The 17,514-nt window shown below is 62.1% G+C and carries 17 protein-coding genes and 4 tRNA genes; 9 read left to right on the top strand and 12 right to left on the bottom strand.

The features are described from left to right. Nucleotides 1-35: 35 nt before the first annotated feature. The 9 genes from ACW4DH_RS12025 to rnr form a co-directional block, all read right to left on the bottom strand. Entirely contained in the window at nt 36-338 is a 303-nt protein-coding gene (locus tag ACW4DH_RS12025; RefSeq protein ID WP_459636630.1) for a DUF6482 family protein, read from the bottom strand. A 273-nt stretch (nt 339-611) separates the two neighbouring features. After that, complete coding sequence (locus ACW4DH_RS12020; RefSeq protein WP_459636629.1) at nt 612-911, bottom strand: hypothetical protein; 300 nt, start codon at nt 909-911, stop codon at nt 612-614. Between the two features lie 69 nt (nt 912-980). Beyond that, nucleotides 981-2,369, bottom strand: a complete 1,389-nt coding sequence (dnaB, locus tag ACW4DH_RS12015; RefSeq protein WP_459636628.1) for a replicative DNA helicase — start codon at nt 2,367-2,369, stop codon at nt 981-983. 179 nt (nt 2,370-2,548) lie between these two features. Beyond that, nucleotides 2,549-2,995, bottom strand: coding sequence for a 50S ribosomal protein L9 (gene rplI, locus ACW4DH_RS12010; RefSeq protein ID WP_459636627.1), 447 nt, complete (start codon nt 2,993-2,995; stop codon nt 2,549-2,551). Between the two features lie 15 nt (nt 2,996-3,010). Then, nucleotides 3,011-3,862, bottom strand: coding sequence for a hypothetical protein (locus ACW4DH_RS12005; protein WP_459636626.1), 852 nt, complete (start codon nt 3,860-3,862; stop codon nt 3,011-3,013). A gap of 13 nt (nt 3,863-3,875) precedes the next feature. Then, a complete protein-coding gene (gene rpsR, locus ACW4DH_RS12000; RefSeq protein WP_297460623.1) occupies nt 3,876-4,103 on the bottom strand; it encodes a 30S ribosomal protein S18 in 228 nt (75 codons plus the stop codon). A gap of 26 nt (nt 4,104-4,129) precedes the next feature. Next, nucleotides 4,130-4,528 carry a 30S ribosomal protein S6 gene (gene rpsF, locus ACW4DH_RS11995; RefSeq protein ID WP_459636625.1) on the bottom strand — a complete coding sequence of 133 codons (399 nt, stop codon included), beginning with the start codon at nt 4,526-4,528 and terminating at the stop codon, nt 4,130-4,132. 275 nt (nt 4,529-4,803) lie between these two features. Beyond that, the gene (rlmB, locus tag ACW4DH_RS11990) at nt 4,804-5,553 is read right to left on the bottom strand and encodes a 23S rRNA (guanosine(2251)-2'-O)-methyltransferase RlmB (RefSeq protein ID WP_459636674.1); all 750 of its coding nucleotides are present in this window, start codon (nt 5,551-5,553) and stop codon (nt 4,804-4,806) included. Between the two features lie 95 nt (nt 5,554-5,648). Next, nucleotides 5,649-8,108 carry a ribonuclease R gene (gene rnr / locus ACW4DH_RS11985; RefSeq protein ID WP_459636624.1) on the bottom strand — a complete coding sequence of 820 codons (2,460 nt, stop codon included), beginning with the start codon at nt 8,106-8,108 and terminating at the stop codon, nt 5,649-5,651. 202 nt (nt 8,109-8,310) lie between these two features. On the opposite strand from rnr, the gene ACW4DH_RS11980 reads away from it, so the two are divergent. The 8 genes from ACW4DH_RS11980 (at nt 8,311) to ACW4DH_RS11945 (ending at nt 14,946) form a co-directional block, all read left to right on the top strand. Further along, nucleotides 8,311-8,397: transfer RNA gene (locus ACW4DH_RS11980), tRNA-Leu, on the top strand. 93 nt (nt 8,398-8,490) lie between these two features. Next, nucleotides 8,491-8,577, top strand: a tRNA-Leu gene (locus tag ACW4DH_RS11975). A gap of 20 nt (nt 8,578-8,597) precedes the next feature. After that, nucleotides 8,598-8,684, top strand: a tRNA-Leu gene (locus ACW4DH_RS11970). A gap of 44 nt (nt 8,685-8,728) precedes the next feature. After that, nucleotides 8,729-8,815: transfer RNA gene (locus tag ACW4DH_RS11965), tRNA-Leu, on the top strand. Nucleotides 8,816-9,519: 704 nt separating this feature from the next. Further along, nucleotides 9,520-9,969 carry a MarR family winged helix-turn-helix transcriptional regulator gene (locus tag ACW4DH_RS11960; protein WP_459636623.1) on the top strand — a complete coding sequence of 150 codons (450 nt, stop codon included), beginning with the start codon at nt 9,520-9,522 and terminating at the stop codon, nt 9,967-9,969. A gap of 181 nt (nt 9,970-10,150) precedes the next feature. Further along, nucleotides 10,151-11,764: a benzaldehyde dehydrogenase gene (locus ACW4DH_RS11955; RefSeq protein ID WP_459636622.1), complete on the top strand. Its 1,614-nt coding sequence runs from the start codon at nt 10,151-10,153 to the stop codon at nt 11,762-11,764. A gap of 170 nt (nt 11,765-11,934) precedes the next feature. Next, nucleotides 11,935-12,774 (top strand): p-hydroxycinnamoyl CoA hydratase/lyase, encoded by an 840-nt coding sequence (locus ACW4DH_RS11950; RefSeq protein WP_459636621.1) that lies wholly within the window; start codon nt 11,935-11,937, stop codon nt 12,772-12,774. A 24-nt stretch (nt 12,775-12,798) separates the two neighbouring features. Next, complete coding sequence (locus ACW4DH_RS11945; protein WP_459636620.1) at nt 12,799-14,946, top strand: acetate--CoA ligase family protein; 2,148 nt, start codon at nt 12,799-12,801, stop codon at nt 14,944-14,946. 161 nt (nt 14,947-15,107) lie between these two features. On the opposite strand, the gene ACW4DH_RS11940 is transcribed toward ACW4DH_RS11945, so the two are convergent. The 3 genes from ACW4DH_RS11940 to ACW4DH_RS11930 form a co-directional block, all read right to left on the bottom strand. Further along, complete coding sequence (locus ACW4DH_RS11940) at nt 15,108-15,959, bottom strand: DNA/RNA non-specific endonuclease (RefSeq protein ID WP_459636619.1); 852 nt, start codon at nt 15,957-15,959, stop codon at nt 15,108-15,110. A gap of 106 nt (nt 15,960-16,065) precedes the next feature. Continuing rightward, nucleotides 16,066-16,341, bottom strand: a complete 276-nt coding sequence (locus tag ACW4DH_RS11935; RefSeq protein WP_459636618.1) for an Lrp/AsnC family transcriptional regulator — start codon at nt 16,339-16,341, stop codon at nt 16,066-16,068. A gap of 72 nt (nt 16,342-16,413) precedes the next feature. Then, nucleotides 16,414-16,890, bottom strand: coding sequence for a methylated-DNA--[protein]-cysteine S-methyltransferase (locus ACW4DH_RS11930; RefSeq protein ID WP_459636617.1), 477 nt, complete (start codon nt 16,888-16,890; stop codon nt 16,414-16,416). 278 nt (nt 16,891-17,168) lie between these two features. Between ACW4DH_RS11930 and ACW4DH_RS11925 the strand changes: the two genes are divergently transcribed. Continuing rightward, the gene (locus tag ACW4DH_RS11925) at nt 17,169-17,483 is read left to right on the top strand and encodes a high-potential iron-sulfur protein (RefSeq protein ID WP_459636616.1); all 315 of its coding nucleotides are present in this window, start codon (nt 17,169-17,171) and stop codon (nt 17,481-17,483) included. Nucleotides 17,484-17,514: the final 31 nt, after the last annotated feature.

Raw genomic sequence — 17,514 nt, 5'->3', positions numbered from 1 at the left:
AACGGCAAGCCAAGGACAGGCTTGCCAAACGTACATCAGAACGCCAAGGGGACACGCGACGACAGCGGTGTCTGATAGGCGACTTCGCCGCAGACGGCATCATCGTTGGCTATGTGCTGAACCAGATAGGCGCGGCGAATCCCCGCACATTTAAGCTCGCCATATACGTCGTCCAATGTGCGAAACAGCATCGGCTTGCCACGCTGGGTGAGCAGATGACGCTTAGCGTCAATGTCTTCCAGTTCAACCTGATAGTAGCGGCTTCCAGCGTGACTGATCACGCATATCTCGAAATGCTCATGGTGTTGCGCAAAGTGTTTAAGCTGAGAAATTTCCATGGTTCCCTCCATGTCGTAACGTATGCGATGTCGGCGGTGTCCGACACCCTAACGCGCAAAGATGACAATTTTATGTTGGCACGTCGTGGCCGCTTGCCTGAAAAAAGGCATAGCATTCAAATACGTAACTTTCAACATCAGAATAATGCCATCACCCGGCGCGAATGAGCGAAGCATCAGGCATGCCTCTGGCGAGAGGCAAGACAGACAGGAGGAATACCATCATTCATATATGCTGGCCATCGACAGACCGATAGCCAGCCACGGCGGCGTTCAGTCGCGTTGGTAGGAGGAAGGGTCGATGGCTACCCCCAAGGAGTTACGGTCGACCCACTTGCCAGCCTTGGTTTCCTTGTAGCGAAACACGACGCGATTGCCGACCTCTACCGGCAATTCCGCATCTTCTGTCTGGTAGCTGTAAGTTTCACCGTCCACGACCAGCATGAAGCGATACAGGTCCGGCATCCCCAGCCACTCCTTGAATGGCCCTTCGCGCTCAATGCTTTCCAGTTGTCCCCGTGCTTCCAGTTTGGGCGCCCGATTGCGGTTGCCGCGTCGAAATCCACCTGCCATATCGTCTCCTTACGCCATCGTGATAAGGACGGCATTATAAGGGTCTAGCCGCGAGGCTCAAGAATCGTATCACTCACCGAAATGCTGGCCGTAGCTATCCGGGGCCAGATCTTCGAAGCGTGTGTATTTGCCAATGAAGGCCATATGCACGGTGCCGATCGGCCCATTACGCTGCTTGCCGATAATCAGCTCCGCGAGCCCCTTATTGTCGGGGTTGTCGGAATTATAGACCTCATCGCGATAGACGAAGGCGATAAGGTCGGCATCCTGCTCGATGGCCCCCGACTCGCGCAGATCGGACATTACCGGGCGTTTGTTGGGGCGCTGCTCCAAGGAGCGGTTGAGCTGGGAGAGGGCCACTACCGGGCAGCTGAACTCCTTGGCCAACCCCTTCAGCGAGCGGGAGATTTCGGAAATTTCCGCCGTGCGGTTCTCCGACATGCCCGGCACCTGCATCAACTGCAAATAGTCGATCATGATCAAGCCGATGCCACCGTTTTCACGGGCCAACCGGCGAGTCCGCGAGCGCAACTCGTTGGGCGACAGCGCCGGGGTATCGTCGACAAACAGGGACTTGTCCTTAAGCAGGTTGACCGCCGAGGTCAGCCGCGGCCAGTCTTCATCCTCGAGCTGCCCGGTACGCACACGCGTCTGGTCGATACGCCCGAGTGACGAAATCATGCGCAGCATCAGCGCCTCGCCCGGCATTTCCATGGAGAACACCACGACCGGCTTGTCCCCCGAGACCACCGCATGCTCGACCAGATTCATCGCGAAGGTGGTTTTACCCATTGACGGTCGGCCAGCAATGATCACCAGATCCGACGGCTGCAGCCCCGAGGTCATCTCGTCGAGATCGCGAAAGCCGGTGGAGAGACCGGTCATCTGCCCCTTCATGTTAAATAATTCGTCGATCCTGTCGACGGCCTTGCTGAGCAGCTGACTCATGCCCACCGGGCCACCGAATTTGGGCCGCGACTCACTGATCTGAAACACCAGCCGCTCGGCCTCGTTGACCAATTCGTCGGCGGGGCGCCCCTGAGGGCTGAAAGCCCCCTCGGCGATCTGATTGGCGGCCTGGATCAACTTGCGCAACGTAGCCCGCTCGCGAACGATATCGGTGTAGGCGCGAATATTTCCTGCGGACGGCGTGTTGCGTGCCAGCTCGGCCAGATACGCCAGCCCGCCCACGTTCTCCAGATGATCGCGATTTTCCAGCGCCTCAGAAAGCGTCACCACGTCCATCGGATGGCTACTATCCGCAAGCTGCGTCATGGCGTTGTAGATCAAGCGGTGCTCATAACGATAAAAATCGTCGGCCACCAGGCGCTCGGACACCGTGTCCCAAGCGCTGTTGTCCAGCATCAAGCCGCCCAGCACGGACTGCTCGGCCTCGAGCGAGTGCGGCGGCACCTTGAGGGAAGCGGTTTCAAGATCCTGCTCAGCGAGTTCACTCATGGACGGTTCTCGACAAATTATGCCGCGACATTGCCTGTTGCATGCCGCGCTATTCTACCAAGCCTTGGGGCGCGGTGTTGTCATAACACGAAATGCGCTGGCAAGAGGAGAACAAATAAAAAAGGCGCGAAGGATAGCCTCCGCGCCCTTGGTACCTTGAGCGTCAGTAACGCGACTGCTTACTCGGCGACAACCACCACACGTACGGTGGCAGAGACCTCGGCATGCAGTTGCAGCGCGATGTCATACTCGCCAGTCTGACGAATCGGACCTTCCGGCATGCGCACTTCGCTCTTGGCGATATCGATACCCGCCTGAGCGATGGCCTCAGCCAGGTCACGCGCGCCGATGGAGCCAAACAGCTTGCCTTCATCACCGGCACGGGCCACCAGTGACAGTTCGATTTCGGACAGCTGAGCGGCGCGGGCTTCCGCTTCGCTCTTGCGATCCGCCGCCTGGGCTTCCAGTTCCGCACGCTGGGCCTCGAAAGCCTCTACGTTATCGCGCGTTGCCGGTACGGCAAGTCCGTAAGGCACCAGATAATTGCGGCCGTAACCGGGCTTGACGGTGACCTTGTCACCCAGGGCGCCCAGCTTGCCAATCTTGTCGAGCAGAATGACTTCCATCTCGTTAACCTCTTGTCAATCGCTGCGGGCCAGACGACTGCGGAAATCCGCAAAGGTGTCAATAACGGCCAGCAACAGCACAATCAGAATCGTAGGCCAGGTGGTCAGCAGTAATGCATAAAAGCCAACCAACCACAGCCCGTTCATCCCTTTCAAACCAATCCAACCATGTACCAACGCGACACCGGCAACGAGCAACGGCACCCAGGCCAGCATGGCGGCGGCGGGCATGGAAAAAGCCATACCCACCCCCCCGACGGCGACGAGCAGTAGCAACTCCTTGCCGGACAGACGCAGCGCATGAAACTCACTACGAAAACCGCCCGGATTATAGAGTCCCGCCTGCCAGCTGCGAGCCAGCGCTAGACAGGCCGTCGCGGCGAGCAACACCACCAGCCCCGTCACACCACTGATCAACAGACCTGCGAGCTGCTCGGTGGAAACGCCCTGGGCCGTCAGCTCGCCAAGCATGCGGTCTATTTCCGGAGAACTCTGACGCAGCTGCTCAAGCAGCGGGCCCGCGCCCCCGGGCGGCAGGAAGATGCCCAGCTGAACCATGGCCGCACTGACCAAGGTGCCAGCAATCAAGGCATCGCTCCAGCGCAGCCTGGCGCGTAATACCGTTGCCATCAGGGTGACAAGCAGGACGCTGGCCAACGGCACGGCATCCCCTTGCATCCACCACCAGCCAGCAGGTAGCGCAGCGGCTATCAGCACCGGTATTCCCGGCCCCAAGCCTCGTCGCAGCGTCACCAGAGCGACGGTGGCCGCACTGAACCAGAACAGCCAGGGGATCAGAGCGGTAATCGCCGCGGCCCCCACAGCATACGGGGTGCCGCGCATCATCCATCGGGCCAGGGCCAGCATCGCGTGTGGCAGCTTACTGGTGGCTGTCGGTGTAGGGCAGCAGCGCCAGATAACGGGCGCGCTTGATAGCCGTGGACAGCTGGCGCTGATAACGGGCCTTGGTACCGGTAATACGGCTAGGAACGATCTTGCCGGTCTCGGTGATGTAGGCCTTGAGCGTATCGATATCCTTGTAATCGATGTACTTCACGCCTTCGGCGGTGAAGCGGCAAAACTTACGGCGACGGAAAAAACGTGCCATGGGATATTTCTCCTGGTGAATGCGGATCAGTTGGCTTCAGCGGTTTCTTCAGAGCGCTCTGACCGGGGGCGGTCGGACTTGTCGTCGCGCCGACGGCTCTTCTCTTCGGTCGGCTTCATCATCGGAGACGCTTCGGTGATCGCTTCTTTGCAGCGCACGACCAGGCTACGGATGATGGCGTCATTGAAGCGGAAGATGTTCTCGAGTTCATCGAGTGTCTCGCCGCTGCATTCGACATTCATCAGCACGTAGTGGGCCTTGTGGATCTTGTTGATCGGGTAAGCCATATGACGGCGCCCCCAATCCTCAAGGCGATGCACGGTGCCGCCATTCTCGGTGATCACGCTGGTATAGCGCTCGACCATGGCCGGAACCTGCTCGCTCTGATCCGGATGGACCATGAACACGATTTCATAGTGACGCATGATAGCTCCTTGCGGTTTGACAGCTTCCATGAGGCGGCAAGACCTGCGCCGCTGGAAGCAAGGAGTGAAATGGAAGTATTGCACCGGAGGCCGGATCGTTCGGTGACGAGCCACTCCCCAGCCGCTGCTGTGTCACGAGTCAGCCACTCATAACTGCACGCAAAACAAGCGCGGGCCAATTCGACTGAACTGACCCGCGTTCTCAAAACAGCCGCATAATTGTAGTGATCCGCCCCTTGCGTTGCAACCGGCAACAGCAGTAATCCTTCGCGGGCTCAAAGAGCGGCGTTTAGTCCCGGTTCCTGTCGCTGCGAACGCTGTCGCATGGCCTCGAATAAACAGATACCGGTAGCGACCGAGACGTTGAGACTCGAGACGCTTCCCGCCATAGGCAGTTTGACCAGACTATCGCAGGCCTCACGGGTCAGGCGCCGCAGGCCCTTGCCTTCCGCCCCCATGACCAGCGCACAAGGGCCGGTAAAATCGCCGGCATAGAGAAGCGACTCCGCCTCGCCGGCGGTTCCGGTGATCCACACGCCCTGCTCCTTGAGCCGCGCCATGGCGCGGGCCAGGTTAGTGACCTGGTAGATGGGCACCACTTCGGCAGCGCCGCAGGCGACCTTGCGTACCGTCGCGTTGAGTGACGCCGACTTGTCCTTGGGAACGATCACGCCATGCACGCCAGCGGCATCGGCACTACGCAGGCAGGCTCCCAGATTGTGCGGATCGGTCACGCCATCGAGAATCAGCAGAAGCGGCGGTTCTGCGAGCGGCCAGGCCCCGAGCTTGAACCACAGCGACTCCTCGCTTTCCATGCTCAGCGGTGGACAGAAGGCGATCACGCCTTGATGCGCAGCGCCCCGGGCCAGGTCGTCAAGCACCTCGCGAGACACCGTAGACAGGCGTACCGTTTGCGCGCGCGCCTGCTCAAGCAGCTCGGCCAGACGTGCTTCGGCATCCCCCGCCTGCACCCATATCTCACGGGGCGCTTCGCCACGCGCGAGCAACGCCTGTACGGCATGCACCCCATAAACGGGCTCCAGGCCGCCGGGAACAGCGACATTCTGACGCGTCTCCTTGCGCCTGACATGTCTCTTGGCGTTTACATGACGCTTGTCGTTCACTGTTTGTCACCGCCTTTCGGCTTGCGAGGCCCCCGGCTCCGTGAGCGACGCCCGCGACTGGCCTCCGTTCCCGCCTCCTGCCCCTGACGCTCCTGCTTGCCGGGACGCTGCTTACGCTTGCGCGGCGTCGGCTTGTCAGCGCTAGCCTCTTTCACGACCTCCGGCGCCTCCAGCCCCGGCTTGCGACGCCGCGGCTGGCGACGAGCCCGCGGCTGCGCATCGACCAACTCGAAATCGATCTTGCGGTCATCGAGATCGACACGCGCCACCTGGACCGTTACGCCGTCGCCCAGACGATAGGAGATTCCGCCACGCTCGCCCTTGAGGCGGTGTTTCTCGGGCTCGTAATGGTAATAATCGGAAGGCAGACCGGTGACATGCACCAGCCCCTCGACATAAACGTCATCGAGGCGCACGAAGATGCCGAACTGCGTGACCGCCGCGATCGTGCCCTCGAAGACGTCGCCCACCTTATCGGAGAGGAACTCGCACTTGAGCCAGTCCGTCACATCGCGCGTCGCGTCATCGGCGCGGCGCTCCGTCATCGAGCAGTGCTCGCCCAGTTCGACCATCTGCTCGAACGTGTAAGGGCACCACTTGCTGGGCTTTTCTACCGGCGCCCCCTCGGCACGCATGACGTTGGAGGTCTGGCGCGGCCCACGGATCACCGAGCGAATCGCACGGTGAATCAACAGATCGGGATAGCGCCGAATCGGCGAGGTGAAGTGAGCGTAGGCCTGGTAGGCCAAGCCGAAATGCCCTTCATTGTGCGGCGAATAGACCGCTTGGCTCATCGAGCGCAACATCACGGTCTGGATGATATCGGCGTCGGGACGATCCTTGATCGCCGCGCGCAGATTCTGGTAATCCTTGGGCGCGGGATCGTCTCCGCCGCCCAGCGTCAATCCCAGCTCGGCCAGGAACAGGCGCAGGTTCTCGAGCCGCTCGGGCGCGGGCGGCTGGTGAACGCGATACAGCGCCGGTAGGTCATGCTTATCGAGGAAGCGCGCCGTGGCCACGTTGGCCGCCAGCATGCACTCCTCGATCAGCTTGTGCGCATCGTTGCGCGTCCGCGGGACGATCTTCTCGATCTTGCGCTCTTCGTTGAAGAGGATCTGCGTCTCGGTGGTCTCGAAGTCGATCGCACCGCGCTCGCTGCGCGCCGCACGCAGCACCTGATACAGGCCGTGCAGGTTCTCGATCGACGGTACCAGATCCCGGTACTGCTCACGCAGCGCCTGCCCTTCGGGACTGTCGGGTGTCTCAAGCATCGCCCCGACTTCGGTATAGGTCAGGCGGGCATGCGAACGTATCACCGCCTCATAGAACTTGAAGCGGCTGATCGCCCCGGTCTGCGAGATATTCATTTCGCAAACCAGCGTCAGTCGATCGACCTGCGGGTTGAGTGAACACAGGCCGTTGGACAGCAGCTCGGGCAGCATCGGCACGACCTGTCCCGGGAAATAAACCGAGTTGCCGCGGACGAAAGCCTCATTATCCAGCGCACTGCCGGTGCGTACATAGTGCGAAACGTCGGCAATCGCGACCAATAGCTTCCAGCTGCCGGAGCGGGTTTTCCATGCACAGACGGCATCATCGAAATCCTTGGCGTCCTCGCCGTCGATGGTCACGAGCGGTGTATCGCGCAAGTCGATACGTGCCGTCTTGTCGGCATCCAGCACTTCGGCGGACATGCCGGCGATTTCCTGCTCAACTTCGGGCGGAAAGACCGCCGGAATGTCATGCGAGCGGATCGCGATATCGATCTCGAGCCCCGGATCCATGCGCTCGCCGAGCACTTCGACGACTTCACCGACCGGCTGTATCCGCGTATCGGGCTGCTGGGTAATGCGTACCGAAACGATCTGTCCATCCCTGGCACCGCCGCTGGCGCTATGCGGCACGATGACTTCCTGGGCGATGCGGGAGTTCTCGGGGATCAGCACGGCAAATTCGGCGGTGTTCTGGCGATAGACACCGACCAGCGTCTGGGTATTGCGGGCGATGACCTCGACGATCGTGGCCTCGTCGCGGCCACGCCGATCACGCCCACTGACACGGGCCAGCACATGATCGCCGTCGAAGACGCGACGCATCTGACGCGGCGGCAGGACCAGGTCGGGTTTCTTGCCGTCATCGCGAATCAAGAACCCCATGCCGTCGCGGTGGCCCTGTACGCGCCCCTTGATCAGGTCGAGCTTGTCGATCAGCGCGTAGGCGCCACGCCGGTCGCGCAACACCTGGCCATCACGCTCCATGGCGGCCAGCCGGCGACGCACGGCCTCGGTCTGATTCTCATCCTCGAGGCCCAGCATACGACTCATGTTTTCGTGCGTAATGGGCTTGCCGTACTCCTCCAGGCGCGCCAGAAGGTATTCGCGACTGGGAACAGGCTGGTCATATTTCTTGGCTTCACGTTCCGCATGCGGATCGTCACTGAGCGTCCAATGATTCATATAAAACAACTTCCTTGAAGACGAGGGTGCGAGAAGCAGCGGCCGTGATTTCGCGAGCAGATATTTGATGTCATGCCTGCCAGTATAGCCTTGACAACTGGCAGACCCAACCATCGGCTGTTTGGCGAAGAAAATGTTTCCGCTCCGGCACGTATTTGCCTCTTGCATTCAGGCAAGGAATCGGTAATATGCATCGCGCCTTGCCCAGGTGGCGGAATTGGTAGACGCGCTAGCTTCAGGTGCTAGTGTCCTTATGGACGTGGAGGTTCAAGTCCTCTCCTGGGCACCAGATGACTCATATCATATGATGAGATGTCAGGAACCGCTAATACAGGTTTACGACGCGGAACCTAAGGCAACTGAAAATCAGCTCGACATGTTCGCCCGGATGGCGGAATTGGTAGACGCGCTAGCTTCAGGTGCTAGTGTCCTTACGGACGTGGAGGTTCAAGTCCTCTTCCGGGCACCAATCGGACATGCTCATGACGCGCCCAGGTGGCGGAATTGGTAGACGCGCTAGCTTCAGGTGCTAGTGTCCTTACGGACGTGGAGGTTCAAGTCCTCTCCTGGGCACCATCGTCGTCATGCAGTTACAGCTGAGTTCACGTAGATATCGTATTGCCCAGATGGCGGAATTGGTAGACGCGCTAGCTTCAGGTGCTAGTGTCCTTACGGACGTGGAGGTTCAAGTCCTCTTCTGGGCACCAACGTGTCATGCACATCGAAACATCCCCGGTTTCGATTCTTTCTCCCTCAGCTTTTCCCTATAACGCTCCAAGCCGTCACGACCGCTGCCGGATATTCATCCAGACGAACGTTGTTTTGCAGCTGACTAGTGGCCATCTTCTAGTCGTTGGCGATACATGGCAACCGACGATACGGGATCGCCCCTCACGCTATCGTAGGCACTTGCTTGCTCAGCGTCGCTCGAGCGCTTGGCCTCGCCCACTCTCGACTCATCTCTCCCTTCTCTTTATCTTCGTTAACCCTCACGCCTGCTTATCCGCCTCATCCTCGTGCAGCTCACGGATCTTGTCCGACGCAACGCCTTCCGGACGCCCGACCATCGACGTCTCGGCGATTAGTTATTATACATAATGATTATTTCCAATAACTAATTATCCCTCAATACTCGCTTGCACGCCCGACGATGTACTCGGCCGAGAGAGAGAACGCAGAGGCTCCACGAGCCCTGACGATGACCCGATCAGCGCCCTCGCTGGGGATAAAACAATGCTAAAACAAACCTTCTCACGCCATTCCCGACTCACGACCCGCTATGATGACAACACACCGAGCGTCCTGAACCACTCCCGCACCGGTTCAGGGGATGAGCCCACGACGCGATGCTTGACCGTTGTCCTGGACAACGGCCCGGATCACACACAATGGCAGGTAGCGTTCGTATACCATGATTCCCGACGATCACGATCCACTCGACCAGTCGCGCCTGACGCAATTTCTCGGCTTCCGGATCACCCGGGCCGAGCTGCAAATCCGTCGACAGTTTCTGGATTGTGTGGCGCGCTTCGATTTGAAACCGGTCGACTTCTCGCTGCTGGTACTGGTGGATGCCAACCCCGGCACCAATCAGCGGCAACTGGCCGAAGTGCTGGACGTGTCGCCGCCCAATCTGGCGATCGTGGTCGCCCGTTTGATGAAGCGCGACCTGCTGCATCAGGTCAGAGGCCAGCAGGACCGGCGTATGCAGCATCTGCACCTCAGTGCCGCCGGCAAATCGCTGCTGGAGCATGCCGAAAAAGCGGTGCAGCGCATGGAGGCGCGCCTGCTGGCACACATCGGCGCCGAGCATGGCGAGGCGCTGCTGCAGGGCTTGGACAGGCTGGAAAAGCTGCCCTGACGCCAGGGCCGCGCAGTCTGCTGTCCGCGTGTCTACTACTGGGTGTGTCCGGGCTCCGAGTGCCGATGGCCCAAGCCCAGGTAGTGCCTCAGACGGTACAACTCAGAGCCGGGATACACACCGGCGCCCCCCGCCTTCTCGACGCCTTCGGTCGCACCGCCCCCGGCTGGCCCTTCCAGCAGTGCGGCCGGCTCTCCCACCTGAACGCGATCAAGTACGCCAACGGCGAGTACGTGGCCGACGACTCCAAGCAGAGCCTCCTAACTCTCATCCTTGGCCCTCACAGGCAATCCACGCTCGACAGCGACACGAGGAGATTTGCATGAACGGCACGACGACACCGACTTTCCCGCATCCGGATAGCTGGCACGGCAAGCTGTTCGACGGCGACTGGATCGATGCCCCGGAGCCTCTGGACGTCATCGAGCCGGGCTCCGGCCAGATGCTGCATCGGGTCGGCAAGGCGGGTGCCGAGGATGTCACCCGGGCCGTGGAAAAGGCCATCGCGGCCCAGCGTGCCTGGGCGGCGACACCACCGCGTGAGCGCGCGGCCGTCTTCCATCGCGCCGCCGCGCTGCTCGAGCACAACGCGATCGAGGTGGCGAACCGAATCGCCCGCGAAACGGGCGCCATCCTGCCCAAGGGCGAACACGAGGTGCGCGAAGCCATCGTACTGCTGCAGCGTGCCGCCGCCATGCCGCTGCAGGCGACGGGGCAGGTACTCCCCAGTACTCCGGGCCGCATGAGTCTGGCGCGGCAGTTGCCGCTGGGCGTCGTCGGCGTGATCTCGCCGTTCAACTTCCCGCTGGTCCTGTCGCTGCGCTCGGTGGCACCGGCACTCGCCGTGGGCAACGCCGTGGTGGTGAAGCCCGATCCGCGCACACCCTACGCCGGCGGCTTCGTGATCGCCGAGGTACTAACCGCCGCCGGGCTGCCCAAGGGGCTGCTGCACGTACTGCCGGGGGGTGCCGACGCCGGCCAGGCCCTGGTCGAGGCCAAGGGCGTACCGATGATCGCCTTCACCGGCTCGACCGCCGCCGGACGCAAAATCGGCGAACTGGCGGGGCGCCATCTGAAGAAGGTCTCGCTGGAACTCGGCGGCAAGAACGCACTGATCGTGCTCGACGACGCCGATCTCGATCAGGCGGTTTCGGCCATCGCCTTCGGGGCCTACTTCCATCAGGGGCAGATCTGCATGGCGACAGGACGCGTCCTGGTCCAGCGCAGCATCGCCGCGGAGCTGACCCGGCGTCTCGCCGACAAGGCCAGACAGCTGCCGGTAGGCGACCCTGCCAGGGCGCAGGTCGCACTGGGACCGATCATCGACCAGCGCCAGCTCGACCACGTCAGGACGATCGTCGACGAGAGCGTCGCCGAGGGTGCGGTGATCGAAGCCGGCGGTACCCACGACGGGCTGTTCTACGCCGCGACGGTGCTCTCCAACGTGCGCCCGGGAATGCGCGCCTTCGAGGAGGAGATCTTCGGCCCGGTCGCCAACATCATCCCCTTCGACGACGACGATGACGCCGTGGCTCTGGCCAACGCCACCGACTACGGCCTCTCCGCCGGCATCCTGTCGGCCTCGGTCGGCCGCGCGATGGCGCTCGGCGAACGGCTCGACACCGGGCTGCTGCACATCAACGACCAGACCGTCGCCGACGAGGCGGTCAACCCGTTCGGTGGTACCGGCAGCTCGGGTAACGGCACCAGCGTCGGCGGCCCCGCGGACTGGGAGCAGTACACCCACTGGCAGTGGGTCACGATCAAGGATGCGCCGCCGGCCTATCCGTTCTGAGCATGAGCTCCCGGGGCAACGACAAGCGGTCTGCGCCGGCGTCCCGGGTGCCTCTTAGCTCCCGAACCACCAGCCATATACGTACTGACCATCGAAAGTCTGACCATCGAAAGTCTGGCTATCGCCCGAATCGTCCACTCAATCACCTGACACCATATCGAGGTACTTCCATGGAATCGCAGCACGAAAAAGACACCGTCGCCTACACCATCGAATCCGGCATCGCCTGGGTGAAGTTCAACCGCCCCGATAAGCGCAATGCCATGAGCCCGGCGCTCAACCGACGCATGATGGACGTCCTCGACGAACTGGAGTTCGACGATGACGTCGGCGTGCTGGTGCTGACCGGCGAAGGCAGTGCCTGGACCGCCGGCATGGACCTGCAGGAGTACTTTCGCGATACCGAAGCCCACGGCCTCGCCGGCACCCGCAAGGCCCAGCGCGAGAGCTATGGCTGGTGGCGCCGCCTGCGCTGGTACCAGAAACCGACCATCGCCATGATCAACGGCTGGTGTTTCGGCGGCGGCTACGGCCCGCTGTTCGCCTGCGACCTGGCCTTCGCCGCCGAAGAAGCCAAGTTCGGCCTGTCGGAGATCAACTGGGGTATCCTGCCCGGCGGCGGCGCCTCCAAGGTCGCCGTGGAACTGCTCTCCTTCCGCCGCGCGATGTACCACGCCATGACCGGTGAGCCGATCGACGGCGCCACTGCCGCCGAGTGGGGATTGGTCAACGAGGCCATACCGCTCGCAAGGCTCGAGACACGAGTCACCGAAGTCGCCAAGGTCCTGCTCGAGAAGAATCCGATTGCGCTGAAGGCGACCAAGGATGCGCTGCGCCGCGTGCGCGAGATGACCTACGACAATGCCGAGGATTATCTGGTACGTGCTCAGGAAGCTGCCAACAGCTACGACGACAGCGGGCGTCACGAAGGGCTCAAGCAGTTCCTCGACGAGAAGCGCTACAAGCCCGGCCTGGGCGCCTACGACCGCTCCCAGCACAGCGACGAATGACGACAACCGAGAGGAGTCACCATCATGTTCGACTCATCGAACGCGGCGCCGAAGCGTCCGCCCGAGGGCGCGGTGAAGCGCCTGTTGACACCGCGCTCGATCGCCATCGTCGGCGCCTCGGCGACGCCCGGCGCGCTGGGCGCCTCGGTGCTCGGCAATCTGGAGCGTAACGCCTACAGCGGCGACATTTACCTGATCAATCCCAAGCGCAGCGAAATCGGCGGTCGTCCCTGCCTGAACGAGATCGCGGCACTGCCGCAAGGCGTCGACGTAGCGTTGCTGGCGATTCCCCAGCCAGCCGTGCTGGATGCGGTTCGTGAGCTGGCCGAGCGTCGTGTCGGGGCGGTCGTGATCTTCTCCGCCGGCTTCGCCGAGGCCGGCGAGGAAGGGCTGGCACAGCAGCGCGAGATCGCCCGCATTGCCGCACGAGCCGGCATGCTGGTGGAGGGCCCCAACTGCCTGGGCTGTATTCACTACCGCCAGCGTCTGCCACTGACCTTCATCGAGGTCGCGATCAGCGTCGACGAGGCCGCGCGTCACCGCCAGCATCCGGCGATCGGCATTCTCTCTCAGAGTGGTGCGATGATGACGGTGCTCAATACCACGATCGCCAGCCGCGACCTACCGCTCTCCTACGCCATTTCGACCGGCAACGAGGCGGCCAGCCATCTCGAGGATTATCTCGAGTATCTGCTCGAGGATCCGGGCACGCCGGTGATCGCGATGATCGCCGAGCAGTTCCGTCAGCCACGGCGGCTGCTGACACTGGCCCGACAGGCCAGGGACCGGAACAAGCGTCTGATCTTGCTGCATCCGGGCAAGAGCAGTACCGCCCGTGCCTCCGCCGCCACCCATACCGGCGCCATGGCGGGCGATCATGCGGTGATGCGGACATTGGTCGAACGTGCCGGCGTGGTACTCGCCGACACCCTCGAGGAGCTCGGCGACATCGCCGAAATCGCCCTGCGCTGCCCGCGCCTGCCCAGCGCCGGCACCGCGATTCTGGGCGAATCCGGCGCGTTCAAGGCCCTGTGTCTCGATCTCTGCGAAACGCTAGAGCTGCCACTGCCGCAGATCGGCGCCGAGGACTCGCCGGCACTGCGCGAGGCCATGCCGGCCTTCGTCGAAGTGAGCAATCCGCTCGACCTGACCGCCCAGGGGCTGGTGGACCCGGACATTTATCAGCGTACGCTGACGGCGCTGTTCGCCGATGCCCGCTTCGGCGCAGTGATGATCGGCCTGATCCAGACCGATCCGGTCACCTGCCGGATCAAGCTGCCGCCGGTGCTGCAAGCGGTTCGCGAGCATCGGCCGACGTTGCCCGTCGTCTGTGCCGGCCTCGACGAAGGAGCGGTCATCCCCGAGGAGTACGTGAGCGAGCTGCGTGCGCTTGGCGTGCCCTACTTCCCCAGCCACGAGCGCGCGTTGCGTGCCCTCGCCCGCCTGCGGCACCTGGCCGAGCGCAACTTCGAGGTTGCAGCACCCGCGTCATTGTCGCTGGCGCTGCCCGAACGCGCGGGCGTGATCCCCGAATACCAGGCCAAACACCTGCTGGGACCGCTCGGCATCCCCTTCGCCGAGGGCGAACTGGCCACCTCGGCCGGTCAGGCACGAACCATCGCCACACGCCTGCGGGGTGCGGTCGCCCTCAAGGCGCAGTCCCCCGCGCTGAGTCACAAGAGCGATGTCGGCGGCGTAATCCTGGGGGTCGAAGGCGATGCGGCCGTGGCCCAGGCGTGGCAACGCATGCACGACGATCTGGCCCGCCTCGCGCCGGGCACCGATATCGACGGCATCCTGATCGAGCGCATGAGCACCCCCGGCTGCGAGATGATCGTCGGTGCCCGCCACGACCCGCAATGGGGGCCGGTCATCCTGGTCGGTTTCGGCGGAGTTGCCGCCGAGGTACTGCGCGACGTGCGCCTGCTGCCGGCGGATCTCACGGTTCCAGCGGTCATGCGCGAACTGGATCGCCTCCATGGCGCGGCGCTGCTGAAAGGTCATCGCGGCAAGCCCGAGTGCGATGTCCGCGCCCTCGCTGAGCTGGTCGTACGCCTGGGCACCCTGATGCAGGCCGAGCCGCGAATCGCCGAGATCGATCTCAACCCGGTCATGGTCTATCCCAAGGACCAGGGCGTGCTCGCCCTGGATGCCCTGATGCTGGTCGACTGACCCCCACCGGACGGCGCGGCAAGTCCGCGGGAAGCAGGCCGCGCCGACAGAACTATCGAGATGTCCTGCAAACGGCCGGCGTGGCGGTGGAGTCCGTAGAAGTGCCGCGCATGGCCCACGGCTTCATCGAAATGCCAGCGTGGTATCCGCCACGGCTGCGCTCACTGGTAGCGTCCCGGTCGCTTGGCAATCTTCTCCAACCCCCAGCCTTCACGGTGAATGCCGCTTTCCAGCACCCGCTCGGCCGCCTCCGGCAACCTCGGAAAGAAGTCGAGCCCCGTGCGCGCCTCGATTTCGTCGATGCTCACCAGATAACGGTCCAGCGGTTCGTTGCCGCGAACGTTTTGCGGCACCAGAAAGGCCAGGACATGCGTGGTCTTGCCCGGCACCACCAGAATTTTGTAGAACGCCTGTGGTATCTGCACGAAGCCGACCCGATGGAAGAAGTCATCGCCGAAGACCGGGCCGGTGACCACCCAGAGACCTCCGAAGCGCGGCACGAAGTCATCCATGACCGCTTCTTCCAGCCGCTGCCAAAGACGTCGGTTGAAGTCGGGGCGCTGCGGGGTGATGTTGGTCATCAGGAAGGTCTGTAGCTGGGCCTCACGGCCATGCACGACGGAAATCGCATAGTTGGGCGCCAGGTGTCCCCGGTCATAACCGCTGTGCGTATAGTCGTCCGAGATCACCGGCCATAGCGAGCGCCAGTCTTGCTTGAAACCGTCAGGGCGATTTCCGCTGCGGGGGTTGTCAACCTCATGCAGGTAGTAGCTCGCCCACAAGGGACTGACGCGTATATCCGACCAGCCGACCAGAAACCCCTCGTTACGCAATACGCGATGAACCGTATCCCAGCGGGGCGTCTGCCATTCCGGCACGCCCATCCAGCTGAGCTGGTCGCGGTAATCACGCTCCTGCCAATACCATAGCCCGCTGCCGACCAGAGCGAAAACCAGTGAAATCCCGCCGGCCCTGACCAGGCGGCGAACCTGCCATGTAATACTTGCGATCATTGCAGCCGATGCACCTTACAAATCGTGTCCTGCCATGACTTCGCAGGAACATGCCTACCGTCCCTCACGCACGGGCATCAGCGGAGCGGCAATCCAAAGTATTCAATCAGAGACCCACGGAAAACATGGTTTCCAGGTCGTGACGCGAATGGACCTGCATGGCGTTGAGGGTTTCGGTATCGCGAATGCCCTCGACCGCCATCAGGCGAACCGTGACCAGTTCCGCCAGCGTTTCGAAGTCACGCGTACGGGCAATGGCGACCAGGTCGTAACGTCCACAAGTGGAATAGACTTCGCTGATCCCCTCGACCTCGGCCAGGCGTTGAGCCACCGGCCGAACCTGGCCCTTCTCCACATCGATCAGAATCACCGCGTTCTGCATCTCGTTCTCTCCCGTCGCTCGTCGACATTCTGAGGCCAGCGCAAGGCTTCGCCAGCCGAGGGTGGCAGTATATCAGTTCGCGTAAGCGGCATTTTCCAGGCGCAGCAAGCGGCGCTTGAACGTCTCTCCGCCGCTGTAGCCGCCCATGCCTCGGGAGGACACCACCCGGTGGCAGGGAATAATCAATGGTAGAGGATTGGCACCATTGGCGGCCCCCACAGCACGAGCCGACCCTTCGCGTCCCAATCGTTTGGCTAGCGTGCCGTAGGTACATGTCTGGCCATAGGGAATCCGCAGTAGCGCCGCCCAGACTTCACGCTGAAAAACGCTGCCCTGTGGCGCCAGCGCAATGCTGAAACTGCGCCGACGTCCGTCAAGGTATGCCAGTAGCTGACGTCCCGCCTCCGCCAAGGCAATGTCATCCCGCGCCCAAGTCGGTTCGGGCTCGGCGGGGGCCTCTCCCCGAGGCAAGCGCAGATGGCGTAATCCCCGTTCATCGCCCGCCAGCAGAATTTCGCCCAAGGGGGTCGTCAAGATTGTATATTTCATAGACTCTTGTCCCGAGAATAAGGCTCGCCGCGGCGCGACGGATTGCCGCAGAATCAGGGAGCATCTCGCCCTGTCGCACCCGCGTGAAGTAGGATGCAAGTGTAGAGGTCTCGGTACAAAAATTCACCGTGAATAACGCGGTGAGGCTCGATCTCGGGTCGTTTTATTCAAGAGCGGAATACCGCCGACCGCTGTGTCATCACATCTTCGGCAAGTGGCATTGCCAGTGGAGTCACCGCGTCTACCGTGTAAGTGAAGAACGAAAAAAAGGAGATACCATGGCCAACCAAAGCCGCCGTGATTTTGTGCGTCACAGCCTTCTCGGCCTCGCCGCCCTGCCCCTGGGGGCCGGGATACTATCGCAACGCGCCCTAGCTCAGGAACTGACACCGCTCGACCCCGACAACCCGCAGGCCAAGGCACTGAATTATGTAACGGATGCCAGCCAGGCCAGCGATCATCCGGCCTACTCGGAAGGCGAGCACTGCGCCAACTGCATGTTCTTTGTAGAAGCCAACCATGGCTGCCAGCTCTTTCCCCAACACAGCGTCGAGCCACAGGGCTGGTGTCAATCCTGGACCAAGAAACCGTAATACTCCTTGCGCCGGAACGCTCCGGCGCAAT

This window comes from Halomonas sp. WWR20, from assembly GCF_054602495.1.
Note: the sequence above shows the minus strand (reverse complement) of the source record. Positions and strands in the feature narration are given on the sequence as shown.